Consider the following 22849-nt stretch of genomic DNA (forward strand, 5'->3'; position numbering starts at 1 on the left):
CAGCTGCCGCATCGCGGTCACCGACGCCGGCTCGCTCATCCGTCGGGCTCCGAGACCGGCGCCTCGGCGACGACCGCACCCCTGGCGTCCAGGATCCGCACCCGGTCGGGCGTCGGTGACCCCAGCGGACCCACCCCGGCGCCGTCCACCAGCGGCACCGTGGCGTGCAGCCTGCCGTCGGCGAGATAGATCTCGGCCAGGGCGCCGGACTCCGGCCCGCTGATCGTGACCGAGTTCGACGTCGGCACGGCGAACACCCGCTCCAGGAGCGGGGTGCCGGCCGGGGCCAGCGCGACGCGGAACGAGTCCTCCTGCGCCATGTCGAACTGGTCCGTCCAGTAGTCGACGAACGCGGCCCCCGTCGCGCCCGAGGGGAAGGTCACGCCCAGGAGCAGGGTCCGGGTCCCCGGGTCACCGTCCACGGCGCCGGCGGCGAGCAGGGTCGGGCGGAGGTCGCGGAGCGGCAACCCGTACCGCCCGGCGAGCTGTATCGCGGCCTGTTGTAGCACCTCCTCGTGGGCGAGCCCGCGCAGCCCGCGGGGGTCGGCGATCTCCACCGGCTCGTTCCAGGCCCTGGTCAGGTCCTCCTCGGTGGTGTTGGCGCGGTTGAGGGGCCGGCTCTGGCCGGGCCGGGACAGCTCCACGGAGAGGCCTGTCGGCCAGTCGGAGGACCCGCCGAGCGCCAGCGCGCCGGCGCCCTCCTCCATCGGCACCGGTTCCCACTGGTCGACGACGTTGGCCGACGCGGTCACCGTCCGGCCGGTCAGCACCCGGGCCTCGTCCCCGGGCGCGCCGACGACCACCACCATGCGCTGCTCGGGCGCCCCGTACGGGGCGGCGAACAGCTCCGCGGACTCCAGGCCGGGGGCTGGCGCGAGAAGGCCGACCGGGACCATCTCGTCCGGTGCGGCGTCGCGGGGACCGGTGAACCAGGCCTGGACCACGCCCTCCTGTTCGGTCCGGCCGAGGACGAGCGTCACCCGGCTGCCGGCCACCTCACCCGCCCACGCGACCCGGCGGGTTTCGACCGGTGGATCGGGCAGCTCGACGCCCGGCGGCAGCTGGGCGGCGAGCTCCGGAGGGACCCAGTCCAGCTCGCGGACCCCGGCCAGCCACTCCTCGTCCCCGGCGAGCGAGCCGCGCGTCGGCAGGTCGTAGAGGGAGGGCGCCGGGTTCCGGGTCGGGCTGCCCGGCACCGCGACCTCGCCGCCCCGCTCGCCGCTCAGCAGGCCGGAGGTCGTGACCGGCACCCCGACGGCGACCGCCAAGGCCACCAGGCCGCCGACGGCCATGGCCGTCCGGGACCGCCGCTGGGCGCGGTACCGCGCGCGGGTGCGCTCGGCCAGGTCGGCCGGGGGAGGCGCGGTGACGTCGGCGCGGTAGCGCAGGTCTCGCAGGCCGGCTTCCAGATCGCCGTCGGAGATCGTCACGTCAGCACTCCTCGAAGGCGTTGGCGGGGACGGTGGCAGCGAGGGCGGTGCGGAGGCGGGCGAGGCCTCGGACGGTCTGGCTCCGCACGGTGTGCACCGAGCAGCCGAGCAGCTCGGCGGTGGCCGCCTCGCTGAGGTCCTCCGTGTAGCGGAGGACGAGCACTGCCCGCATGCGCGGCGGGAGGGTGCCGAGCGCCTGGGCCATCCGCTCCCGCTCGGCGAGGGCGTCGGTCGCGTCGGGGGTGGCGGGGTCGTGCGCGGGCAGCGACACGATCTCCTGGGTGCTGCGCAACCGCCACCAGCTAGCGGCGCTGGTGACCAGCACCCGGCGCACGTACGGGAAGGGGTCGCCGGAGATCCGTCCCCAGCGGCGGTAGGCCTTCACCAGCGCCGTCTGCAGCAGGTCCTCGGCGTGACCGCGGTCCCTCGTCAGCAGCACGGCGGTCCGGAGCAGCTCACCGGACCGTGCCGCGACGAACGCCTCGAAGGCGTCGTCGTCCGTTCGTCCCACCGGGCCCCCCTCCGTCGTCACTGACTAGGACGGCCGAGGGGTGGGTGGACGAACGCCGCCGTGACCGGATCGTGACCTGAACGGTTCCGCTCGGGCGCCGTTGCGACCCGTGGTGACCCGCACCACACTCACGACGACGCCCGACGGGCGGCGGACGGAGGACCGGGTGAAGCTGGACAAGAAGGAGCTGGTGCGCGTGCTGCGCACCGAGGGGGACAACGGCACGGCCGACCAGGTCGAGGCGCGCCTCCCCGACGAGATCGACACCGACCGGGACGGCGACGCGCTGGCCGAGGTGGGGCTGGACCGGACGCAGCTGATGAGCAAGCTCGCGGGTGGGGGCTTCGGGACGACGCTCACCCCCTGAGCCGGGGACGGCGGTGGCCCGGAACCACGAGCGGTTCCGGGCCACCGGTCGTGCGGGCCTCGTTCAGCCGGTGAAGGGGCGCTCCCGCGCCAGCTCCTCCTTGGCCACGCCGCGGATGTGCACCGCGTCCGGGCCGTCGACGATGCGCAGCGTCCGCGCGCTGGCGTAGAAGCGGGCGAGCACGGTGTCGTTGCTGACGCCGGCGCCGCCGTGCACCTGGATCGCGCGGTCGATGACGTCGAGGGCCACCTTGGGTGCGGCGACCTTGATCGCGGAGATCTCGGTCCGGGCGCCCTTCGCGCCGTACTTGTCGATCAGGTCGGCGGTCTTCAGCACGTACAGGCGGGCCTGGTCGATCTCGATGCGCGAGAGCGCGATGGCCTCCCGCACGGTGCCCTGCTCGGACAGCGGCCGGCCGAACGCGACCCGGTTCTGGGTCCGCTCCACCATGAGCGCCAGCGCCCGCTCGGCCATGCCGATGGCGCGCATGCAGTGGTGGATGCGGCCGGGGCCCAGCCGCGCCTGGGCGATCATGAAGCCGTCGCCCTCGCCGGCGAGGATGTTCGTGGCCGGGACCCGGACGTCGGTGAACCGCAGCTCGGAGTGGCCGTGCTGGTCCTGGTACCCGAAGACCGGCAGGTGGCGGATGATCTCCAGCCCCGGGGTGTCGCGGGGGACGAGGACCATCGACTGCTGCCGGTGCGGCGGCCCGTCCGGGTCGGTCTTGCCCATGACGATGAAGATCTGGCAGCGCGGGTCCGCGGCGCCGGAGGTCCACCACTTGCGCCCGTTGATGACGTACTCGTCGCCGTCGCGGACGATCGAGGTCTGGATGTTGCGGGCGTCGGAGCTGGCGACGTCGGGCTCGGTCATCGCGAAGCCGGAGCGGATCTCCCCCTCCAGCAGCGGGTTGAGCCAGCGCTCCTTCTGCTCGGGCGTGCCGAACAGCATGAGCGTCTCCATGTTGCCGGTGTCCGGCGCGCCGACGTTCATCGACTCGGGTGCGATGACCGGCGACCAGCCGGTGATCTCGGCGACCGAGGCGTACTCGAGGTTGGAGAGGCCGCCCAGCTCGTGGTGGAAGAGGTTCCACAGGCCGCGCTTGCGCGCCTCGGCCTTGAGCTCCTCGAGGATCGGCGGGTGCTCGTGGTTGTCGTGGCCGCGCTCGGCGCGCCAGGCGTCGTAGACGGGTTCGGCGGGGAACACGTGCTCGCGCATGAAGTCCCACGCGCGGGCGCAGACGTCCTCGGCCTTGGGCGAGAGAGCGAAGTCCATGCCCGGCAACGTAGCGCCGGACGTGATCGCCGTCGCATCGGGGGTGAGCCGGCCCCGGACGCGGCAGAGCCGGGCCCACCGCTGGATGGCGGCAGGCCCGGCTCCCCGGACGGGTCCTCTCAGGCGCGCGTACGGCGCCCCTCGACGGCGTCGCGCACCGGGCCCAGCGCGATCGCCAGACCGGCCAGGGCGCTGACCAGGTGCAGCCAGTTGTCCGCCCAGTTCAGGCTCAGGAAGTCCCACTCGGCGTTCACGGCGAAGAGGCCGTAGATGAACGCCGCACCGTAGCCGATGGCGAGCAGCCAGCCGTACGTGCGAGCCCCGCTCAGGGTCCGGAACAGGGCCAGGCCCGCCGCGCCGATGACGATGTGCACGATGTTGTGGAACGGGTTGACCTCGAAGCCCAGGATCGTCTCGTTCGTGTCGTGGGCGAAGAAGTCGTCGAAGCCGGTGACGAAGAAGCCGATGATGCCGACCAGCAGATAGATCGCACCGATGGCCAGTGCCAGCATCTGCGGCCAGGTCATGCCCCGCCGGTCCGCTCCGGTGTTGCCTGTTGCAGACATCGTGTCCTCCCATGGGTCGTGAGACCTGCCAGGTTCTTGACAGGTGGCTGCCAGCAGCCCGTTACCCGGGGCTGAGCACGACTAACGAGGGCCACCGGTTCGGGGGACGGCCGTTGCCGGATCGTCACCTGGCGGCGGCCCGCCCGTGGAGCGCGTGACCCGCGCCGGTCACGACGGCGGGCCGCGTCGCCGGCGGGAACGTGCGGCGTCGCGGGGTTCAGCCGCGCCCGGGGCGCGGCGTGGCCCTCGCCCGGCGGACGACGAACGGGCCGATGGCCAGCAGGTCGACCGGTGCCGAGCCGAAGCACTCCAGGGCGTCCCGGGGGTCGTCGACCATCGGGCGCCCGGCGGTGTTCAGGCTGGTGTTCACGACCACGGGCAGGCCGGTGCGCCGCTCGAAGGCCGAGATCATGCGGTGCACCAGCGGCTCGGTCTCCGGGTCGATGGTCTGGATCCGCGCCGTGCCGTCCACGTGGGTGACCGTGGGGATGCGCTCCCGCCACTCCTCGGCGACGTCGTGGACGAACAGCATGTACGGCGAGGGGATCGGGCCACGGCTGAAGATCTCCGGCGCCCGCTCCAGCAGGACCATCGGTGCCACCGGGCGGAACTGCTCGCGGCCCTTGACGTCGTTCATCCGCTCGAGGTTGGCCTCGAAGCCGGGGTGGGCGAGCAGCGAGCGGTGCCCCAGCGCGCGCGGGCCGTACTCGCTGCGGCCCTGGAACCAGGCGACGATCCCGTTGTCGGCGAGCACCTCGGCGACGGCCTCGGCGACGTCGTCGGGCCGCTCGTAGTCGATGGCCGCCGTCTGCAGGAACTGCTCGATCTCGTCGTCGCTCCACCCGCGGCCGAGCGCCGCCCCTGCCATCGGCTCGGTGCGCTCGCCGAGCTCCGCGGCGACGTGCAGGGCCGCACCCAGCGCGGTGCCGGCGTCGCCGGCCGCCGGCTGCACCCAGACCTGCTCGAACGGGCTCTCTGCGAGGACACGGGTGTTGGCCACGCAGTTGAGCGCGGTGCCGCCGGCCATGGTGAGGGTCTTCTCGCCGGTCTGCTCGTGCACCCAGCGGGCGAGGTCGACCAGCACCTCCTCGAGGCGGGTCTGCACGCTGGCGGCGAGGTCGGCGTGGGCCTCGGTCCAGTCCTCGCCCTTGGCCAGGCGGGGCGCGAACTCGGCGAAGTCGATCTTCTCGGTGCGGAAGCCGCCGTCGTCGGTCGCGCGGATGAGTTCGGAGAGCTCGCCGAGGAAGCGCGGCTTGCCGTAGGAGGCCATCGCCATGACCTTGAACTCGTCGGAGCTGCGCAGGAAGCCGAGGTGGTCGGTGAGCTCCTCGTACATCAGCCCGAGGGAGTGGGGTAGCGCCTGGCCGGCGAGCACCTCCAGGTGGCCGTCCACGTAGCGGCCGGCCAGGTGGCTGTGGGCCTCCCCGCGGCCGTCGAGCACGAGGACGGCGTTGTCCCGCTGCGGCGCGGCCTTGCCCGCGGAGGCGGCGTGGGCAACGTGGTGCTTGACGAAGCGGACCTTCGCCGGGTCCAGCCCGGGCAGGGCGTGGGCCAGGAAGTCCGGCGCCATCTCGGCGTACTTCTTGCGCATGGTGTCGCCGTCGTCGAAGAGCCCGGACTCCTCCGGCGTCCCCATGAGGGACGGGTCGAAGGAGTAGGCGACGGCGTCGAGCTCCTCGGGCCGGATGCCCGCCTCCTTCAGGCACCAGGCCGCCGAGAGCTCCGGCAGTTCCCACGCGCTCCACGGCAGGGGGCGCTTGCCGTGCTTGCGCCGGCTGAACCGCTCCTCCTCGGCGGCGGCCACGATCCGGCCGTCGACGACCAGCGCCGCGGCGGGGTCGTGGTAGATCGCGTTGATGCCGAGGACCTTCACGCTGCGTCTCCTCCTGGCCGGGCTGACGCCTCCCGGTCCGGTCTCATGATCACGCCGGTCCGCCGACCCCGCACGGCGAGCCAGGCGACGTCCCTCGGATGGGCAGCGCGGCCGCGGGCCCGTCTGGCAGGGTGCCGGTGTGGATTCCGGGACGCTGGAATGGCGCGGCCGGCGGGTGCGGCACTGGCACGTCGGCGCGGGCCCCGACGTGGTGATGTGCCACGGCACCCCCTGGTCCGCGGAGCTCTGGCGGCCCTACGCCGAAGCGCTCGCCGCCGACTTCACCGTGCACCTGTGGGACATGCCCGGCTACGGCGCCTCCTCCAAGGACGCCGGGCACGCGGTCTCCCTGGACGTGCAGGGCGAGCTGCTGGCGGAGCTGGTGGAGCGGTGGGGCCTGCGCTCCCCGCACGTCGTCGCCCACGACTACGGAGGCGCGGTCGCCCTTCGGGCGCACCTGCTGCACGGGGTGCCCTACGCCTCCCTGGCCCTGGTCGACGTCGTGGCGCTGGCACCGTGGGGATCGGACTTCTTCCGGTTGGTGCGCGCCCACGCCGACGTCTTCGCGGCCCTGCCCCCGGCGGTGCACGAGGGGGCGCTGCGCGCCTACATCGCCGGGGCCAGCCATCGCGGGCTGACCGCCGGCCAGGTCGACGAGCTGGTGGCGCCGTGGACCGGCCCCGAGGGGCAGGCTGCCTTCTACCGGCAGATCGCCCAGGCCGACGAGGCGTACACCGACGTGCTGGAGCCTCGTTACCCGGACCTGGATCTGCCGGTGCTCGTGGTGTGGGGCAGCGAGGACACCTGGATTCCCGCTGATCGGGCGCACCGCCTCGCCGCACTGATCCCCGGGGCCCGCCTGGAGCTCCTCCCGGGCGCCGGGCACCTGGTCCAGCTCGACCAGCCGGTGCGGCTCGCGACGACCCTGCACCGGTGGCTGGCGGGGCAGGTCGCCCGTGGCGTCAGTCCCGGGGTCGAGCGGTGAGCAGGTCGTTGTCGAGGACGGCGGCCAGCCCGAGGGTCTTGTAGCCCACCTCGTCGAACAGCACGGTGAGCCGGTCGTCCTCGACCCGCATCACGACGCCGTTCCCCCACTCGCTGTGCTCGACCGGCGTCTCCACCGGGAAGGGCGTGTCCTCGGGCTCGGTGGCGACGTGCTCGTGCGCGGTGCCGGCCGAGCAGTTGTCGCAGTTGCCGCACGGCTCGTCGAGCTGCTCGCCGAAGTAGCCCAGCAGGAACTGGCGGCGGCACTCGGCGGTCTCGGCGTACCCGCGCATCATCTCCACGCGCGACTGGTCGACCTTCTCGTGGTGCTCGGCGAGCTCTCGGGCCTGCTCGGCGGCCTCGCCTGGCGGCGGGGCGCCGTCGGCGGGGTGGGCGGCGCCGTCCTCGTCCAGGACGACGGCCGACACCTGCTCCAGCAGGTTGAGGTCGCGCACCAGGGGGGTCGCGGCCCGGCCGGTCTCCTCGCGGAGCGCCTTGACGTCGACGCCGTCGTCGATGCCCGCCGCGGCGGCGGCCTGGACGAGCCCGGCGACCTGCTGCAGCTCCTCCTCGGCCGGCGCGCCGGCGGCGAAGAACCGGCGCAGCCCGAGGTCCTCCTGCCGGTAGACCAGGACGGCGAGCGCCGGTTCGCCGTCGCGACCGGCCCGGCCGATCTCCTGGTAGTAGCTGTCGAGGGAGTCGGCGGGCTCGGCGTGCACCACGAAGCGGGTGCCGGGCTTGTCGATGCCCATGCCGAACGCGGTGGTGGCGACGACGACGTCCAGCTCGTCGTCCATCCAGGCCCGCTGCGCCTCCTCGCGCTCGGACTTCTTCATCCCGGCGTGGTAGGCGAGCGTGCGGAGCCCGCGCCCGGCCAGCTCGGCGGCGATCTCCTGGGTGCCCTTCCGCGTGGCGCTGTAGACGATGCCGGGGCCACGCCCCTCGCCGACCTCGGCGACCACCCGGTCCAGCACGCCCTGCTCCTTGGCGTGGGCGTCGGCGTAGTGGTCGACCTCCAGCCGGATCTCCGGGCGGTCGAAGCCGGCGACGACGACCTCGGGCTCGCGCATGCCGAGCTGCTCGACGATCTCCGCGCGCACCGGAGGCGCGGCGGTGGCGGTGAGCGCCAGCACCGTCGGGTGGTCCAGCTGCTCGATGACCCCGCCCAGCCGCAGGTAGTCCGGGCGGAAGTCGTGGCCCCAGGCGGAGACGCAGTGCGCCTCGTCGACGACGAACAGCGCGGGCCGGGCCTTCGCGATCACGTCGACGACCTCGGGCTTGGTCAGCTGCTCCGGGGCGAGGAAGAGGAAGCGGACCGTTCCCTCCGCCAGCCCTTCGAGCGCCTCCTGCTGGTCGCCGGCCGACAGCGTGGAGTTCAGCTGCGCGGCCCGCCCGGCGCGCTCCGCCAGCTCGGTGAGCCGGTCGACCTGGTCGCGCTGGAGGGCGATGAGCGGGGAGACGACGAGCACCGGGCCGTCGAGCAGCTGGCCGGCGACCTGGTAGATCGCGGTCTTCCCGGCGCCCGACGGCAGCACGGCGAGGGTGTCCTGCCCGCCGACGACGGCCTGCATCGCCGCCTCCTGCCCCGGGCGGAAGTCGTCGTACCCGAGCACCTCGCGGGCGAACTCGCGGATGCGGCGGGTGCGGACGGAGGCGGTGGCACCGGCGGGGTTGTCGCGCTCGGGGGAGGGAGGCACCGGCTGCCTCTCCCCGCTGCCGGTGCGCGGCAAACGGTGCGCTGGCCCACCCCGCGTTCCCGCGGGAACGCGCGCTCCTCGCGACCGCCCATCGCCTCAAGCGTCCCGCCGTCTTCCGGGGGCCGGCAGAGCCGCTCGCCTGCGCCGGCCGGACGTTCTCGCGGGTCGGCGGGCATCCGCGAGGGGCGAGCGGCGGGGCATGCGGCCCACAATGGGCGCGACCCGCCCCGGCGCGAGCCCGCGCGGCGTCGACGAGAGGAGCACGAGCGGTGTGACGTGGCGGTCGATGGTCAGCCGATCGAGGGTGAGCGCGTCGTCGCACCGCTGCCCCGCCGGGTCGGCTGCCTCCCCCCACTCGCGCAGCTCTGGTGGGGGCGGTGGCCCGGGAACGCGGGGACCTGCAGCCGGGGGGACGGTTCGATGACTGGCGGCGGACGGCTGCGTGTCCGCGACCGGCGGGTCGGTCACGGTGCGGTGATCGCCGTCGCGCTGCTCGTGCTCGCCGGGGGCTGGTGGGCGAGGGCGCGGTGCCTGGGCGGTGGCTGGGTCGACGGCGAGCAGTACTACGGCTACTGCTACACCGACGTCGCTCCGCTGTGGTACGTGCGGGGGCTGGCCGATGGGGCCGGCCCCTACGGGTCCGACCCCCTGGAGTACCCCCCGGTGCTCGCCGTGCGCATCTGGCTTGCCGCCGTCCTCGCCCACGCCCTCCCGGGTGATGCCACGGTCAGCACCTTCTTCGCCACCAACGGCCTGTTCGTGGTGGTCGAGGTGCTGGTCTCCCTGGTGCTGCTCCGGCGATTGGGCCTGTCGCCGCGCAGGTTGCTCTGGTGGGCCGCCGCCCCGGCGCTGTTCCTGTACGCCTTCTACAACTGGGACACCCTGCCGGTGGCCCTGCTGCTGGGGGCGGTCCTGCTGCACCAGCGCGGTCGGCACACGGCCTCCGGGGTCGTCGCCGGCCTCGGTGCGGCCGCGAAGGTGTTCCCCGGGTTCCTGGTACCGCTGGTCGTCCTGGCGCTCCTGGCCCGTCGTCCACGCGCCGCCCTGTTGCACGGCGGTGCCGCGGCGCTGGCGTTCGCCGCGGTGCACGTGCCCGGCTACCTGCTCGCCCCCGAAGGCTGGGATCGCTTCTACGAGTTGAGCCGCCGACGGGCCATGCACGTCGACAGCCTCTGGTACCTGCTCGCGCAGCTGGGTGGCCCGCAGCCCGGACCGGCGGCGCTCGGCGTCGCCAGTCTGCTGGTGTTCGCGGCCGGCGCGGTCGTGGTCGTCGTCCTCGGGATCCGGCGGCGTCCGCCCGAGGAGTGGTGGCAGGTGCTGCTGCCGGTGCTGGTTTGCTTCATCCTCGCCAACAAGGTCTACTCCCCGCAGTACACCCTGTGGCTGGTGCCGCTGATGGCTCTCGTCCTCCCCCGCGCGGCCCCGTTCATCGCCGTGGTGGCCGCCGATGTCCTGGTGCACGCGGTCGAGTTCCCCTTCCTCGCCGGGCGCGCGGGCCACGGGGACGAGCTCCCCTATCCGGTGATGGGTGCGGCCGTCGCTCTGCGGGCCGCCGCCCTGGTGTGGGTGCTCGTCGAGGCGGTGCGCCGCCCGGCAGGGTCACCGCCAGGACGACAGCCAGTACCGGAGGTCGAGGGCGTCCCGAGCCAGCGGGATGCCTAGCCAGATCGGGGCGAAGAAGGCGAAGCAGGCCACCGCCAGGACGAGCAGCGCAGTCCCGACGAGGCGGGGCCTGGGGCCGACCTGGATGGCCCGGACCAGGCCGAGGGCGATGAACGGCACCGCCGGGACCAGGTAGAAGAAGTAGCCCGGCTTGCCCGCGGCCAGCCAGGGGAGCCAGAGCAGGGCCAACGGGACGAGGATCGTGGCCGCGACGCCGTCCCGACGTACCGCGGCCCGCCAGAGCAGCACCGGGTAGGCGAGCAGCGCCGGCCACCACAACGCGGGACTGCCGACCAAGGTGATGCGGGCGACCGTCTGGGGCGGGACCTCGCACTCGCCCGCCTCCTGCTGCCGCGTCGTGCAGCTCTCGGCGTAGGCGAGCACCGGCCGTTCCAGCCACACCCAGCCCAGCGGGTCCGAGCGGTACGGGTGAGTCGCCTCCAGGTTCCGGTGGTAGCTGACGAGATCGACCTGGGTGTCCCACCACGTCGACAGCCGCTCCCCGGCGTCGGCGGAGCAGGCGCCGGGGCCGCAGGCGCGCGAGCCGGCGTAGCTGTCCTCGTAGTTGGCGAACCAGCCCGCGAAGCTCGCGACGTAGACGGCCGCGGGGACGACCAGCAGGCTGAGCACGGCTCCAGCGGTGACGGCGACCGCTCGCTGCGCCGCCCGGCGCACGCCTTCTCCGCGCCCGGCCAGTTCGGTTCCCAGGACGAGCAGCCCGGCCGCGCCGACGGCCAGCAGGCCGGACCACTTGGTGGCCACCGCCAGGCCCAGCGCCACGCCGGCCAGCCAGCGGTAGGGGGAACCGAGCAGGGACCGGTGGAACGGTTCGCCGGCTCCCCGTGCGGAGCGGCGGGCATCCCGGTCGAGCAGGAGGAGCCAGAACGCCGCGATGACGCACAGTGCGAGCGTGGCGTCGAGCATCGCCATGCGACTGGTCGTCACCGCCAGCCCGTCGAGCGCGACGAGCGCGGCGGCGAGGGCCGCCGGCGCCACCCGCCGGAAGAGGCGCAACCCGCTGAGGTAGACCAGCAGCACCGAGGCGGTCCCGGCCACGGCGACGCCGATCCGCCAGCCGAAGGGTGTGAAGCCGAAGAGCTGGATGCCCAGGGCGATGACCCACTTGCCCAGCGGTGGATGCGCCGGGCGCTCCTCCTCCACCCCCCGGGTCACGTATTCGTACCCGTCCGAGCCGTAGTACTTCTCGTCGAAGAACAGCCGGTCGGGGTCGCCCAGGTCCCACAGCCGGATGGCGGCCGCGAGGACGACCAGGGCCACCGGGACCCACCGCGACGACAGCGGACGGCGCCCGGAGGCGCCGCCCGCTGCCGGCTGGTCCGCCTGGACGGCGGCAGTGCTCACCCGGTCACTCGGTGCCGAACTCGGTCTCGGTCTCGGTGTCGACCTCGGTCTCGGTCTCGACGACCTCGGTCTCGGTCTCGGTCTCGGTCTCGGTCGGCTCGAGGGTCTCGGTGACCTCGGTCTCCTCCTCCTCGGTCTCGGTGACCTGCTCGGTCTCGGTCTCGGTGACCGTTCCGGGCTCGTCCTCCCCGCAGGCCGCGAGGCCCAGCGCCAGGAAGCCGGAGAACGAGGCGGCGGCGACGCCTCGGGTGAGTCGATTCATGTCGCTCTCCTGTCACGTGCGTTCGGCGTGCGTGCGAGCCCGTTCCATGTCCGCTGAGTCCCCGGGTACACGCGATGCCGTGGTCACGAATGCATCACGGTGGATGTCTCGGCGCGATGTCGCAGGAAGTGTGTCGGCTCGGCCTGAACGGGGAAATGCCGCGGGATGATCGCTCCCAGCGTGTGCGTCTGCATTCCCACGTACGAGGAGCGGGAGAGCCTGCCGCGCACGCTGGCGGCCGTCCGGCGTGCGGTGCCCGGGGCGCACGTCCTGGTCATCGACGACAACAGCCCCGACGGCACCGGGGCGGTGGCCGAGGAGATCGCCGGCCGCGACCCGAAGGTCCGGGTTCTCCACCGGCCGGGGAAAGCGGGTCTGGGCCCGGCCTACGTGGCCGGCTTCCGCTGGGCCCTGGCCCAGGGGTTCGACGTCGTCGCCCAGATGGACGCCGACGGATCGCACCGCCCCGAGGACCTCCCGCGGCTGCTGACGGCCCTCGCCGAGGCCGACGCGGTCCTCGGGTCCCGGTGGGTGCCGGGCGGCGCCGTCCGGAACTGGCCGCGCAGCCGGGAACTGCTGAGCCGGACCGCCAACCGGTACGTGCGCTCGGCCCTGCGGCTCCCCCTGCGCGACGCGACCGGCGGCTTCCGGGCCTTCCGCCGCCATGCCCTCGAGCGGGTGGAGCTGGACTCCCTGCAGTGCGAGGGGTACTGCTTCCAGGTCGACGTCGCCCGGCGGCTCGTCGCCGCGGGGCTGCGCGTGACGGAGGTGCCGATCCTCTTCCTCGACCGCGAGCTGGGCGCGAGCAAGATGAGCGGGCGCATCGTGCGGGAGGCGCTCCTGCGGGTGACGGCATGGTCGCTGGAACCCGTGTTCGCGTGGGGGAGGCGCCACGGCGCCGTGGAGGCCGCCGGCAACGCGGTGCCCGCACCGACGAGGTGACCATGCCCCTGCGGCGGTGGTGTCGGTAGCTGGCGGCGTCAGCGCAGGGGCGAGCGCCGGGGCGTGACGTCGGCGCGCTCGGCCGCGGCCCGGCCGGCGTACCAGCCGCCCGCGTCCACCGAGGAGCGGCTGCGGCCGGCCCGGACCCGCGGGAACAGCTCGGCGGTGCGGGCCGCCACGGCCTCCTGCCGCGAGCGCAGCACCGGGAGCAGGTCCGCGCCCCGCTCCGCGGCCGCCTCGGCGGTCGCCCGCCGGCGCGCCGCGGCGAGCCGCTCCCCGATGCGGTGGGCGTAGCCCAGCAGGAACGCGCGGCGGAACGACCGCGAGGCCGGGCGGCGGCCGTCCTGCCGCTCGGCGGTGGCCAGCGCGTGGGCGACCTGGAGCAGCAGCGAGGTGAACAGCAGCTCCACCGCGTCCAGATCGGCCCGGATGCCCACCAGGGTGGCGATGCCCAGGCCCTGGTACCAGACCAGCCGCACGTCGTTGGCCTCCGCGACGGCGCCCAGCAGCTGCGTCTTGGCCCGCGCGTACGGGTCGGCGAGGTGCACCCGGCGGGTGTCGACGTCGGCGCCGGACGGTGGGCCGCCGTCGAGCAGGGCCGCATCCACCGCGTGCCGGGTCATGAGCTCCTGCGCCTTGGCCGTCAGCGCCTCGGCCTCGTCGGGGAACCCGGTCGACTCCGCCTTGGCCAGCAGTGCGCGGATGCGCCGCAACGCCCGGTCGTCGTCGCTCGCGGAGCGCCGCTCGGCGCGCGGCCGGGCGGCGCCCCACCGTGACGGCGGCGGCACGAGGAGCTCGATCCGGGCGGTGGTGCGCAGCATCCCGGTCAGCTGCAGCGCGATGCGCCACGCCTCGGCCGGCACCCGCCGCTCGGACCGGTGCCAGGCGGTGACCGTGGCATCCCCCGTGGCGCCCCCGGCGTCCAGCGCTCCCAGCTCGCGCAGCTGGTCGACCCAGCTCTCCGGCGCCCGGGACACCGCATCGGTGCGGCGCGCGTGCTCGGCGACCAGCGCGACGAGCAGTGGCACCGACGCCGCACCCACCTGGCGCCGGGCCGCGTGGGCGACGTCGGCCGGCTGCCAGCCGCGCTCCCAGGTCTCGTCGAGCGCGTCGAGCAGGGCTCGCGTGACCAGGCCGCCGTCGTCGAGGCCGACCCCGCGCGTGCTCAACGTGGCCGCCAGCTCCGCGGCGACCCCGGCGTCGGCGAGCGCCGGGGCCCGGTGCTGGAGCAGGTCCGCGAGGGAGGCGTCGTCGATCACGACCGGCATGCTGCCCGCCCGCGCCGACGCTCGCCCGGACCGGCTGTGGACGACACCCGCCGTCCACAGCCGCGGCTAGGGTCTGGCCGTGGCCGCCACCTACCGCATCGCCGAGGCGGCGACGCTGCTCGGCGTCAGCGACGACACGGTGCGGCGCTGGGTCGACGGGGGTCGCCTGCCGGCGCGCCGGGAGGGCGGGGGGCCGGCCGTCGTCGACGGCGCCGACCTCGCCCGGCTGGCCACGCAGCTGCGCGAGGCGCCCGAGCCCGGGACCACGCCGTCCTCGGCGCGCAACCGGCTCGCCGGCATCGTCACCAACGTCGTCCGCGACGGCGTCATGGCCCAGGTGGAGATCCAGGCGGGCCCCTTCCGCATCGTGTCCCTCATGTCCCGCGAGGCGGCCGACGAGCTGGGGCTGGTGGTCGGCGTCCGGGCGGTCGCCACCGTCAAGGCCACCCAGGTCAGCGTCGACGTGCCGTAGTCCGCATCTGCGGATCTCTCAGCCCACTGCCTTGTGCAGATGCGGGGATCGCTGCTCTGATGTTCCGCAGGCGCGGCCATCGAAGCCGTCGCCCGGGAGGGGCTCATGCGTTCGCGTCCGCTGCTCGCGCTGCTCGCGCTGCTCGCGGCGGCGCCCCTCCTCGCCGGCTGTGCGGGGGAGGGGCCGGACGGCGACCGGTCCGGCGGCACGCTCACGGTGTACGCCGCCGCGTCGCTCGTGGACGTCTTCGACCGGCTGGAGGCCGAGTACCGCGAGCGCCACCCGGACGTGGAGGTGGACATCGGCTACCTCAGCAGCGCGGCTGCCGCGGCGGCGATCAGGCAGGGCGCGCCGATCGACGTCTTCGCCTCCGCCGACGAGCGGCAGATGCAGCTGGTCGTCGACGCGGGCCTGGCCGAGGAGCCGCAGGTCTTCGCCGCGAACGTGCTGACCCTCGCCGTGCCCGAGGGGAACCCGGCCGGCGTCACCGGGCCTGCCGACCTGGCCCGCGAGGAGCTGGCCGTCGCCCTCTGCGCGCCCCAGGCGCCCTGCGGTGCGGCCGCGGAACGGCTCCTCGCCGCCGTCGGCGTGACCGCCCGCCCGGACACGTACGAGGAGGACTCCCGCGCCACCCTGCAGAAGGTCGAGCTCGGCGAGGTCGACGCGGCGCTGGTCTACGTCACCGACGCGGCCGCCCGGCACCACGCGGTCGACGCGATCGAGGTGCCGGAGGCCGGGGCGGCGGTCAACCGGTACCCGATCAGCGTGCTGGCGGACGCCCGGAACCCGGAGGCGGCGCGCGCCTTCGTCGACCTGGTGCTGTCTGCCGAGGGCCGCGAGGTGCTGCGGGACGCGGGGTTCCGGGCGCCGTGACCCGCGAGACCGCCCGCGTCCCGGCGCCGCTGCTGCTGCCCGCCGCGCTCGGCGTCGCCTTCCTGGTGCTGCCCCTGGTGGGTCTGGTGGTGCGGACGCCGTGGTCCCAGCTCGGTGCCCAGCTCGCCGCCCCGGGGGTGGGGGAGGCGCTGCGGCTGTCGTTGGTGTCGGCGACGCTCGCCACGGCGCTGTCGCTGCTGCTCGGCGTCCCCCTGGCCTGGGTGCTGGCCCGCTCCCGGGCGCGCGGCCGCTCGGTGCTGCGCGCGCTGGTGACGGTGCCGCTGGTCCTGCCGCCGGTCGTGGGTGGCGTCGCGCTGTTCCTCGTGCTGGGCCGGCAGGGGATCGTCGGCTCCTGGCTGCACGACGCCTTCGGGATCACCATCCCGTTCACGACGGCGGCGGTCGTCATCTCCCAGACGTTCGTCGCGATGCCGTTCCTCGTGATCAGCGTGGAGGGGGCCCTGCGCGCCGCCGACGCCCGGTTCGAGGACGTCGCCGCCACCCTGGGCGCCGGCCGCTGGACGACGTTCCGCCGGGTCACCCTGCCGCTGGTCGCGCCCGGGGTCGCGGCCGGTGCGGTGCTCTGCTGGGCCCGGGCGCTGGGCGAGTTCGGCGCCACCATCACCTTCGCCGGCAACTTCCCCGGCACCACGCAGACGATGCCGCTGGCGGTGTACCTGGCGCTGCAGCGCGACCCGGACGCGGCGATCGTGCTCTCGATCGTGCTGCTGGCCGTCTCGCTGGCCACGCTGCTGCTGCTCCGGGACCGCTGGCTCGGCCGGGGGGCGGCGTGAGCCTGGCCGCGACGGTCGCCACCCGCCGGGGAGCCCTCGACCTGCGGGTGGACGTCGAGGTGGCAGACGGCGAGGTGCTGGCGGTGCTGGGCCCGAACGGGGCGGGGAAGAGCACCTTCCTGCGCGTCCTGGCCGGGCTGGTGCGGCCCGATGCCGGCCGGGTCGTGGTCGACGGCGAGATCTGGGACGACGCGGGCACGTCGCGCCCGGCGCACGAGCGGGCGCTGGGCATGGTGTTCCAGGACGCCCTGCTCTTCCCGCACCTGAGCGTGGCCGACAACGTCGCCTTCGGCCTGCGGGCGCGCGGGGCCGGCCGGGCGGCAGCCCGGACGGCCGCGGCGGGGTGGCTGGCCCGGGTCGGGCTCGACGGGCTGGGCCCGCGGCGGCCGGCAGAGCTCTCCGGGGGCCAGGCCCAGCGGGCGGCGCTGGCCCGCGCCCTGGTCGGAGACCCGGCCCTGCTGCTGCTCGACGAGCCGCTGTCGGCGCTGGACGCGCGCACCCGGCTGGCGGTCCGGGCCGAGCTGCGCCGGCACCTGGCCGGCTTCCGCGGCAGCACGGTGCTGGTCACCCACGACCCGGTGGACGCGATGGCGCTGGCCGATCACGTCGTCGTCCTCGAGGAGGGACGCGTCGTGCAGGCCGGCACCCCCGCGGAGGTGGCCCGCCGACCGCGCACCGACTACGTGGCCCGGTTGGTCGGGCTCTCGCTGCTGCCCGGCGCCGGCGAGGGCCGGCTGGTGCGCCTCGACGGCGGGGCGGTGGTGGCGGTGGCCGAGGAGGCGCGCGGCCCGGTGTTCGCGGCGGTGCGCCCCGAGTCGGTGGCGCTGTATGCGTCGCGGCCCGACGGCAGCACCCGCAACCTGTGGCGGGAGCGGGTGGTGGGGGCGACTCCGCACGGCGCCACGGTGCGCTGCGAGCTCGCCGGCGAGGTGCCGCTGGTCACCGACGTCACCGCCACCTCTTTCGCCGAGATGGGGCTCGCCCCCGGCGTGGAGGTCTGGGCGGGCGTGAAGGCGTCGGAGGTCGCCGTCTACGCCCGCTGAGCACGCTGGGAGGCTGGGGGCATGAGCACCGCCGCCGTCGTCCTGGCCGCCGGGGGCGGCCGCCGCTACGGGATGCCCAAGGCGCTGGTCGAGTACGAGGGCAGCCTGCTGGTGGAACGGGCGGTACGGACGGCGCGGGCCACCTGCGAGGTCGTGCTTGTCGTCCTCGGCGCGCGGGCGGTCGACGTCTGGCGCAGCGCCGACCTCACCGGGGCCACCGTGCTGGCCAACAAGGAGTGGGAGACCGGGATGGCCTCCTCGCTGCGCGCCGCGCTGGAGGGGCTGCGCGGCTTCCCGGGAACCGTCGACGCCGCGCTCGTCACGCTGGTGGACATGCCGGGCATGACGCCCGCGGCGCTGGCCTCCGTCGCCGCGCACGCCGCCCCGGACGCGCTCGCCGTCGCCACCTACGACGGCGTCCGCGGCCACCCGGTGCTGCTCGGGCGCGACCACTGGGCCGGGGTCGTGGAGACGGCGACCGGGGACGAGGGCGCCCGTGGCTACCTCGCCGCGCACGACGTCGTCGAGGTCGACTGCACCGGGTTGGCCGATCCGGTCGACCTCGACGTGCCGCCGCCAGGGGTAGCGTCGGGCCCGTGATCGCCCGGGTCGTCGATGCGCCGCTGTCCGTTCCCGAACACGAGGACGCCGTCGCCGACAAGGCGGCCGGCGCGGTGGTCTCCTTCGCCGGGGTCGTGCGGGACCACGACGGCGGCCGCTCGGTGACGGAGCTGGAGTACGTCGGACACCCGAGCGCGGCCGAGGTCATCACGGAACTGGCCGAGGAGTTCGCGGCGCGCCCGGAGGTGCACGCCGTCGCGGTCAGCCACCGCATCGGCCTGCTGGGGATCGGTGACGTCGCCCTGGCCTGCGCGGTGAGCGCCTCGCACCGTGGCCAGGCGTTCGCCGCCTGCGCCGAGCTCGTCGACGAGGTGAAGAAGCGGCTGCCGATCTGGAAGCGGCAGGTCTTCACCGACGGCGAGGAGGAGTGGGTCGCCTGCCCGTGACGACGGCCCGGGGACCGCTGGACGGCGGCCGATACCGAGCGTGCGCGGAGCGTCCTCGTCGACTGAGCGCCCGCGCGGTCACCGCCGCCAGCAGCCCGGCGCCGTTGGCGCCCAGGTGCAGGCCCGCGGGGGCGAGCAGGCTCCCGCTCCGCAGCCGCAGCCAGCCCAGCACGCCGCCGCCGAGCCCGGTCGCCGTCAGGATCGCCGTGACGGGACCACCCGCGTCGAGGGCACCGCGGAGGTGCCACAGCGCGAAGACGAGCGCGGTGGCGGCGGTGGCCCCGTGGTCGCCGAGTCGCCGGCGGGCGACCGCCAGGAGGACGCCGCGGAAGGCAACCTCCTCGGCGAACACGGTGCCCAGCGGGATGTGGACGAGCAGGCGCGCCGCCACCTCGCGGGGCGGCGCCGCGCCGGCGGGCGAGCGGGCCAGGGCTTCCCGCGCCGCAGGCACCCCCAGGGCGAGGAGGTAGCCCGCCGCGGCACCGGCGACCCCCGCGCCGCCCCAGCGCGCGCCCGCCCGTCGTGCGCAGCGGTGCACCCCGAGCTCCCGGGTCGTGAACCCCGCCGAGCGGGCGCCCCGCCAGAGGGCGGCGGCAGCCCCCGCGTTCGCCGCCGTGCGCACCGCAGCGGCAGGTGGGAGCGCCGGGACGACCAGGCTGCTCCACGCCAGGTACCCGGACGACGCGACGACCAGCGGCAGCGTCAACCGGCGAACAGGCGCGCCGGCTGTCCGCGGACCCCCACGTCCACCCGGAACAGCGACCCGGCCACGCCGTCGTCGAGCCCGCCCTCGGCGGACGTGGTGATGAAGAGCTGGTCCAGCCCCGGGCCGCCGAGCGTGCAGGCGGTCACCTGGGGCGTCGGGAGCTCGACCACCGCGTCGAGCCGCCCGTCGGGGGAGTACCGGTGCACCGTTCCGCTGCCGTACAGCGCGACCCACACCCCGCCGGTGCTGTCGACGGTCAGCCCGTCGGGGTTCCCGTCGTCCGGGAAGGTCACGAACGGACGGCGCCCGGTCAGGCCCGTGCCCGGGTCGTAGTCGAAGACGTCGATGCGGTGGGTCGCCGTGTCGTTGTAGAACGCCCGCGACCCGTCGGGGCTCCAGTCCAGCCCGTTGGAGACGGTGACGCCGGTCAGCGCCCGGTGGACGGCGCCGTCGGGGTCGAGCCGGTAGAGGGCGGCGGCGCCCGGCCGCTGGTCGTAGGCCATCGACCCGCACCAGAACCGGCCGTCGGGGTCGCAGCCGCCGTCGTTCATGCGCACCGACGGGTCGTCCCACACGGCGCCGAGGGGGGTGAGCGTGCCGTCGGCGTCCTGCAGGGTGAAGCCGCGCTCGACGCCGATCACCGCGCCGCCGCCCCGGCGCGGCCGCAGTGCCGCCGCCACCTCCCCCACGTGCTCGCGGCGGACCGTTCCGTCCGCCGCCAGCGAGAGGACGTCGCCGGCCTGCATGTCGACCCAGCGCAGCCCGCCCCACCCCGCCGACCAGACCGGCCCCTCCGCGTGGTGGGCGACCGGCCCGGTGATCTGCTCGGCGCGCACGGTCAGCGCGTGCCCGCGGGCCCGTCCTCGCCGGCCGCGTCCTCGCGCTCCAGCTCGGCCTCCTCGGCCTCGGCCTCCAGCCGGTGCGCCTCGCCGTCGATCTTGGCGGCGGGGTCGCCGTGCGACTCGCCGTACAGCTCTTCGGCCCGGCCGTACAGTTCCTCGGCCTTCGCCTTGGCCTTGTCGAAGATGCTCATGCGCCCATCCTGGCGCGCTGATCAGCCTCCGGCAAAGGGCGGGAGCACGTCGACCACCGCGCCGGCGGGCAGCCGCGCGGCCCGGTCGCGGGCCTGCGCGCCGTCGACGAGGAACGAGCAGGCGGTGAGCACACGCTCCAGCCGCTCGCCGTGGTGGGCGACGATCTGCCCGACCAGCTCGTCGAGGCTGCCCGCCTCGCGGGCCTCGGTCTCGACGCCGGCGGCCGCGCGGGCTCCGGCGAAGTAGCGGACGGTGACGCGCGCCTGGTCGTCCACGTCAGCCGCCGATCGCGGACATGGGGCGGGTGGGCTGCAGGAAGCTGGGGTCGTCGATGCCGTGGCCGGGCAGCTTGCCCAGGGTGGCGATCCGCCACCGGTCGGCGAGCTCGGTGTCGGTGGCGCCGTCGCGCATCGCGGTGCGCAGGTCGGACTCCTCGCGGGCGAACAGGCAGTTGCGGATCTGCCCGTCGGCGGTGAGCCGGGTGCGGTCGCAGGCGCCGCAGAACGAGCGGGTCACCGAGGCGATCACCCCGACGGTGGCCGGGCCGCCGTCGACCAGCCACCGTTCGGCCGGCGCGGAGCCGCGTTCCTCGCTGTCGGGTGTGAGGGTGTGCGCCGCCGAGAGCCGTTCCAGGATGTCCTCGGCGGTGACCATCCGCCCGCGGGTCCAGGCGTGGTGGGCGTCCAGCGGCATCTGCTCGATGAACCGCAGCTGGTAGCCCTGCTCCAGGCAGTAGTCCAGCAGCGGGACGGCGTCGACGTCGTTGATCCCGTGCAGCAGCACGGCGTTGACCTTGACCGGGGTCAGCCCGGCGTCGCGCGCGGCGGCCAGCCCGGCCAGCACGTCGTCGAGGCGGTCGCGGTGGGTCAGCTGCTTGAACCGGTCGCGGTCGATGGTGTCGAGGCTGACGTTGATCCGGTCCAGCCCCGCTGCGGCCAGCGCCGGCGCGGTCCGGGACAGCCCGATGGCGTTGGTGGTGAGGCTGACCTCGGGGCGGGGGTGCAGCGCGGTCACCGCGTCGACGATGCCCACCAGGCCCGGGCGCAGCAGCGGCTCACCGCCGGTGAAGCGCACCTCGCGGATGCCGAGCTGCTCCACCCCGATGCGCACCAGCCGGACGATCTCCTCGTCGGTGAGCACCTCCACCTTGGGCAGCCAGTCCAGCCCCTCGGGCGGCATGCAGTAGGTGCAGCGCAGGTTGCACCGGTCGGTGAGCGAGACCCGCAGATCCGTGGCGGTGCGGCCGTACCGGTCGACCAGACCGCCGGAGCCCGCGGGCACCGCGCCCACGGCGGGGCGCACCGCGGGGTCGGGGAGCGAGGCGCTGGTCATGGCCCGAATGTAGCCGCGACCGGTGACGCGTGCGGAGCAGGAAATGCGCGGCCGGCGGCGGGGCCGTGTTGCTAGCCTGCCCCTCGCCACCCGAGAGACCGGCGGAGGACGTCCCGCACTCGCCCGTGGCCAGGAAGCGCGAGAGAACAGTGTCGGTCAGCACCGTCTTCAGCCCCTACCGTCGCCTCTTCGCCGTCCCCGGGTCGGTGGCCTTCTCCCTGGCCGGGTGGGTGGGGCGGCTGCCCGCCCCCATGCTCGGCCTGGGGGCGGTGCTCCTGGTCTCGCAGGAGACGGGCAGCTACGGCCTCGCCGGGGCCGTCTCGGGCGCCCTCGCCCTCAGCTACGGCATCGCCGGCCCCCAGTGGGCGCGGGCCATGGACCGCCGCGGCCAGAGCCCGGTGCTGCGCCTGGCGATGGCCTGCTTCGCCCTCTCCGGCGTCGGGTTCGTCGCGGCGGTGGTCGCGGGCGGGCCCCGCTGGAGCTGGTTCCTGCTCGCGGCGGCGGTGGGGGGCAGCAGCCCCAACGTGGGTTCGCTGGTGCGCGCCCGGTGGGCCGCGGTGCTCGACCCCGCGGGCCGGCAGACGGCGTTCGCCTTCGAGGCCGTCGCCGACGAGGTGGTCTTCGTCGTCGGGCCGCCGCTGGTGACTCTCCTGGCCACCCTCGTCGCCCCGCCCGTCGGGTTCCTCGCCGGCGTCGTCCTGGGCACCGTCGGAGGCCTCTGGCTGGCCGCCCTGCGCGACACCGACCCGCCGGCGCACCCCGTCGCCGGTCCGTCCCCGGTCCGGTGGTGGGCCGTGCTGACGCCCACGCTGCTGGTCGTCGTCGTCACCTATCTCGCGGTGGGCACGGTGTTCGGCGCCATCGACGTGGTGGTCGTGGGCTTCGCCGAGGCCGAGGGGGCGCCTGCGCTGTCCGGGGTGGCCCTGGCCGTCTTCGCCGCGGGCAGCCTGCTGGCCGGGCTGGTCTACGGGCTGGCCCGGCTGCCCGGCACGCTGGCCACCCGGTTCGTGGCGACGGCCGTCGCCTTCGCCCTCGCCGCCCAGCTGTTGTGGGGGGTCGGCTCGCTGACCGTGCTGATCGGTGGCGGCTTCCTGGCGGGGCTGACCATCGCCCCGGTGCTCGTGTCGGGCACCTCGCTCGTGGAGTCCCGGGTCGTCCCCGGCATGCTCACCGAGTCGCTGGCGTGGACGATCTCCGGTCTCACCCTCGGCGTGACCGTGGGCTCGGCGCTCGCGGGTGCCGCGGTCGACGCCTGGGGCGCCGAGGCCGCGTTCGCCGTGCCGGCGGTCGCCGCCGCCCTCGCGGGTCTGCTCGCGCTGGGCGGGGTGGCGCTGGTCGGGGACCGCCCGGCCCCCGCGGAGCTGGTTGAGGACCGCATCACCGGGTAGG

At 75.1% G+C, this 22849-nt stretch carries 25 protein-coding genes; 11 read left to right on the forward strand and 14 right to left on the reverse strand.

What is annotated here, in order from left to right:
* Window positions 1-35 precede the first annotated feature (35 nt).
* Entirely contained in the window at window positions 36-1430 is a 1395-nt protein-coding gene (locus ACI79Q_RS10905; protein ID WP_456614678.1) for a hypothetical protein, read from the reverse strand.
* A gap of 1 nt (window position 1431) precedes the next feature.
* Complete coding sequence (locus ACI79Q_RS10910) at window positions 1432-1941, reverse strand: SigE family RNA polymerase sigma factor (RefSeq protein ID WP_456590184.1); 510 nt, start codon at window positions 1939-1941, stop codon at window positions 1432-1434.
* Window positions 1942-2053: 112 nt separating this feature from the next.
* Between ACI79Q_RS10910 and ACI79Q_RS10915 the strand changes: the two genes are divergently transcribed.
* On the forward strand, window positions 2054-2308 hold the full coding sequence (locus tag ACI79Q_RS10915; protein ID WP_456613412.1) for a hypothetical protein: 255 nt from the start codon (window positions 2054-2056) through the stop codon (window positions 2306-2308).
* 63 nt (window positions 2309-2371) lie between these two features.
* On the opposite strand, the gene ACI79Q_RS10920 is transcribed toward ACI79Q_RS10915, so the two are convergent.
* The 3 genes from ACI79Q_RS10920 to ACI79Q_RS10930 form a co-directional block, all read right to left on the reverse strand.
* Entirely contained in the window at window positions 2372-3583 is a 1212-nt protein-coding gene (locus ACI79Q_RS10920; protein WP_456590186.1) for an acyl-CoA dehydrogenase family protein, read from the reverse strand.
* Between the two features lie 119 nt (window positions 3584-3702).
* Window positions 3703-4110, reverse strand: a complete 408-nt coding sequence (locus tag ACI79Q_RS10925; RefSeq protein ID WP_456613411.1) for a DUF4383 domain-containing protein — start codon at window positions 4108-4110, stop codon at window positions 3703-3705.
* 256 nt (window positions 4111-4366) lie between these two features.
* Window positions 4367-6022, reverse strand: a complete 1656-nt coding sequence (locus ACI79Q_RS10930; protein WP_456600037.1) for a carbamoyltransferase family protein — start codon at window positions 6020-6022, stop codon at window positions 4367-4369.
* A gap of 139 nt (window positions 6023-6161) precedes the next feature.
* Between ACI79Q_RS10930 and ACI79Q_RS10935 the strand changes: the two genes are divergently transcribed.
* Window positions 6162-7007, forward strand: coding sequence for an alpha/beta fold hydrolase (locus ACI79Q_RS10935; RefSeq protein WP_456613410.1), 846 nt, complete (start codon window positions 6162-6164; stop codon window positions 7005-7007).
* Here the strand turns inward: ACI79Q_RS10935 and ACI79Q_RS10940 are convergent.
* Complete coding sequence (locus tag ACI79Q_RS10940; protein WP_456590190.1) at window positions 6985-8703, reverse strand: RecQ family ATP-dependent DNA helicase; 1719 nt, start codon at window positions 8701-8703, stop codon at window positions 6985-6987. The two genes, ACI79Q_RS10935 and ACI79Q_RS10940, sit on opposite strands and share 23 nt — an antisense overlap.
* A 420-nt stretch (window positions 8704-9123) precedes the next feature.
* Between ACI79Q_RS10940 and ACI79Q_RS10945 the strand changes: the two genes are divergently transcribed.
* The gene (locus ACI79Q_RS10945; protein WP_456614679.1) at window positions 9124-10365 is read left to right on the forward strand and encodes a glycosyltransferase 87 family protein; all 1242 of its coding nucleotides are present in this window, start codon (window positions 9124-9126) and stop codon (window positions 10363-10365) included.
* On the opposite strand, the gene ACI79Q_RS10950 is transcribed toward ACI79Q_RS10945, so the two are convergent.
* Window positions 10303-11727, reverse strand: a complete 1425-nt coding sequence (locus tag ACI79Q_RS10950) for a phospholipid carrier-dependent glycosyltransferase (RefSeq protein ID WP_456614680.1) — start codon at window positions 11725-11727, stop codon at window positions 10303-10305. The two genes, ACI79Q_RS10945 and ACI79Q_RS10950, sit on opposite strands and share 63 nt — an antisense overlap.
* A 4-nt stretch (window positions 11728-11731) precedes the next feature.
* On the reverse strand, window positions 11732-11989 hold the full coding sequence (locus ACI79Q_RS10955; protein ID WP_456614681.1) for a hypothetical protein: 258 nt from the start codon (window positions 11987-11989) through the stop codon (window positions 11732-11734).
* Window positions 11990-12154: 165 nt separating this feature from the next.
* Here ACI79Q_RS10955 and ACI79Q_RS10960 point away from each other — a divergent pair, with 165 nt between their 5' ends.
* Window positions 12155-12931, forward strand: a complete 777-nt coding sequence (locus ACI79Q_RS10960) for a polyprenol monophosphomannose synthase (RefSeq protein ID WP_456614682.1) — start codon at window positions 12155-12157, stop codon at window positions 12929-12931.
* A 38-nt stretch (window positions 12932-12969) separates the two neighbouring features.
* Here the strand turns inward: ACI79Q_RS10960 and ACI79Q_RS10965 are convergent, their stop codons facing one another.
* Window positions 12970-14190, reverse strand: coding sequence for a DUF2786 domain-containing protein (locus tag ACI79Q_RS10965; protein WP_456614683.1), 1221 nt, complete (start codon window positions 14188-14190; stop codon window positions 12970-12972).
* 88 nt (window positions 14191-14278) lie between these two features.
* Here ACI79Q_RS10965 and ACI79Q_RS10970 point away from each other — a divergent pair, with 88 nt between their 5' ends.
* From ACI79Q_RS10970 to ACI79Q_RS10995, 6 genes are all read left to right on the forward strand, one after another.
* Window positions 14279-14671 (forward strand): TOBE domain-containing protein, encoded by a 393-nt coding sequence (locus ACI79Q_RS10970; RefSeq protein ID WP_456597588.1) that lies wholly within the window; start codon window positions 14279-14281, stop codon window positions 14669-14671.
* A gap of 105 nt (window positions 14672-14776) precedes the next feature.
* Window positions 14777-15544: a molybdate ABC transporter substrate-binding protein gene (gene modA, locus ACI79Q_RS10975; protein WP_456614684.1), complete on the forward strand. Its 768-nt coding sequence runs from the start codon at window positions 14777-14779 to the stop codon at window positions 15542-15544.
* A complete protein-coding gene (locus tag ACI79Q_RS10980) occupies window positions 15541-16338 on the forward strand; it encodes an ABC transporter permease (RefSeq protein ID WP_456590198.1) in 798 nt (265 codons plus the stop codon). The genes modA and ACI79Q_RS10980 overlap by 4 nt, the downstream gene beginning before the upstream one ends.
* Window positions 16335-17381 (forward strand): ABC transporter ATP-binding protein, encoded by a 1047-nt coding sequence (locus ACI79Q_RS10985; RefSeq protein ID WP_456614685.1) that lies wholly within the window; start codon window positions 16335-16337, stop codon window positions 17379-17381. The genes ACI79Q_RS10980 and ACI79Q_RS10985 overlap by 4 nt, the downstream gene beginning before the upstream one ends.
* 21 nt (window positions 17382-17402) lie before the next feature.
* The gene (locus ACI79Q_RS10990; RefSeq protein ID WP_456590200.1) at window positions 17403-17981 is read left to right on the forward strand and encodes a nucleotidyltransferase family protein; all 579 of its coding nucleotides are present in this window, start codon (window positions 17403-17405) and stop codon (window positions 17979-17981) included.
* Window positions 17978-18388, forward strand: coding sequence for a molybdenum cofactor biosynthesis protein MoaE (locus ACI79Q_RS10995; protein ID WP_456590201.1), 411 nt, complete (start codon window positions 17978-17980; stop codon window positions 18386-18388). Before ACI79Q_RS10990 ends, ACI79Q_RS10995 begins: the two co-directional genes overlap by 4 nt.
* On the opposite strand, the gene ACI79Q_RS11000 is transcribed toward ACI79Q_RS10995, so the two are convergent.
* From ACI79Q_RS11000 to moaA, 5 genes are read right to left on the reverse strand one after another with little or no spacing between them, the layout of a single operon-like run.
* A complete protein-coding gene (locus ACI79Q_RS11000; RefSeq protein ID WP_456614686.1) occupies window positions 18351-19094 on the reverse strand; it encodes a CPBP family intramembrane glutamic endopeptidase in 744 nt (247 codons plus the stop codon). The genes ACI79Q_RS10995 and ACI79Q_RS11000 overlap by 38 nt on opposite strands.
* Window positions 19091-19930 carry an SMP-30/gluconolactonase/LRE family protein gene (locus tag ACI79Q_RS11005; RefSeq protein ID WP_456590203.1) on the reverse strand — a complete coding sequence of 280 codons (840 nt, stop codon included), beginning with the start codon at window positions 19928-19930 and terminating at the stop codon, window positions 19091-19093. Before ACI79Q_RS11005 ends, ACI79Q_RS11000 begins: the two co-directional genes overlap by 4 nt.
* A gap of 2 nt (window positions 19931-19932) precedes the next feature.
* Window positions 19933-20127, reverse strand: coding sequence for a hypothetical protein (locus tag ACI79Q_RS11010; protein ID WP_456590204.1), 195 nt, complete (start codon window positions 20125-20127; stop codon window positions 19933-19935).
* A gap of 21 nt (window positions 20128-20148) precedes the next feature.
* Window positions 20149-20403 (reverse strand): MoaD/ThiS family protein, encoded by a 255-nt coding sequence (locus tag ACI79Q_RS11015; protein WP_456590205.1) that lies wholly within the window; start codon window positions 20401-20403, stop codon window positions 20149-20151.
* Between the two features lies 1 nt (window position 20404).
* A complete protein-coding gene (gene moaA, locus ACI79Q_RS11020; protein WP_456590206.1) occupies window positions 20405-21460 on the reverse strand; it encodes a GTP 3',8-cyclase MoaA in 1056 nt (351 codons plus the stop codon).
* A 149-nt stretch (window positions 21461-21609) separates the two neighbouring features.
* Here moaA and ACI79Q_RS11025 point away from each other — a divergent pair, with 149 nt between their 5' ends.
* Complete coding sequence (locus ACI79Q_RS11025) at window positions 21610-22848, forward strand: MFS transporter (protein WP_456614687.1); 1239 nt, start codon at window positions 21610-21612, stop codon at window positions 22846-22848.
* Window position 22849 lies beyond the last annotated feature (1 nt).

Source organism: Blastococcus sp. SYSU DS0828, assembly GCF_054050975.1.

What these genes read in the sequence shown, in the direction of transcription:
- ACI79Q_RS10925 (WP_456613411.1), bottom strand. Translation starts at nt 4,110, where the DNA reads ATGACCTGGCCGCAGATGCTGGCACTGGCCATCGGTGCGATCTATCTG.
- ACI79Q_RS10920 (WP_456590186.1), bottom strand. Translation starts at nt 3,583, where the DNA reads ATGGACTTCGCTCTCTCGCCCAAGGCCGAGGACGTCTGCGCCCGCGCG.
- ACI79Q_RS10990 (WP_456590200.1), top strand. Translation starts at nt 17,403, where the DNA reads ATGAGCACCGCCGCCGTCGTCCTGGCCGCCGGGGGCGGCCGCCGCTAC.
- moaA (WP_456590206.1), bottom strand. Translation starts at nt 21,460, where the DNA reads ATGACCAGCGCCTCGCTCCCCGACCCCGCGGTGCGCCCCGCCGTGGGC.
- ACI79Q_RS10960 (WP_456614682.1), top strand. Translation starts at nt 12,155, where the DNA reads ATGATCGCTCCCAGCGTGTGCGTCTGCATTCCCACGTACGAGGAGCGG.
- ACI79Q_RS11010 (WP_456590204.1), bottom strand. Translation starts at nt 20,127, where the DNA reads ATGAGCATCTTCGACAAGGCCAAGGCGAAGGCCGAGGAACTGTACGGC.
- ACI79Q_RS10955 (WP_456614681.1), bottom strand. Translation starts at nt 11,989, where the DNA reads ATGAATCGACTCACCCGAGGCGTCGCCGCCGCCTCGTTCTCCGGCTTC.
- modA (WP_456614684.1), top strand. Translation starts at nt 14,777, where the DNA reads ATGCGTTCGCGTCCGCTGCTCGCGCTGCTCGCGCTGCTCGCGGCGGCG.
- ACI79Q_RS10945 (WP_456614679.1), top strand. Translation starts at nt 9,124, where the DNA reads ATGACTGGCGGCGGACGGCTGCGTGTCCGCGACCGGCGGGTCGGTCAC.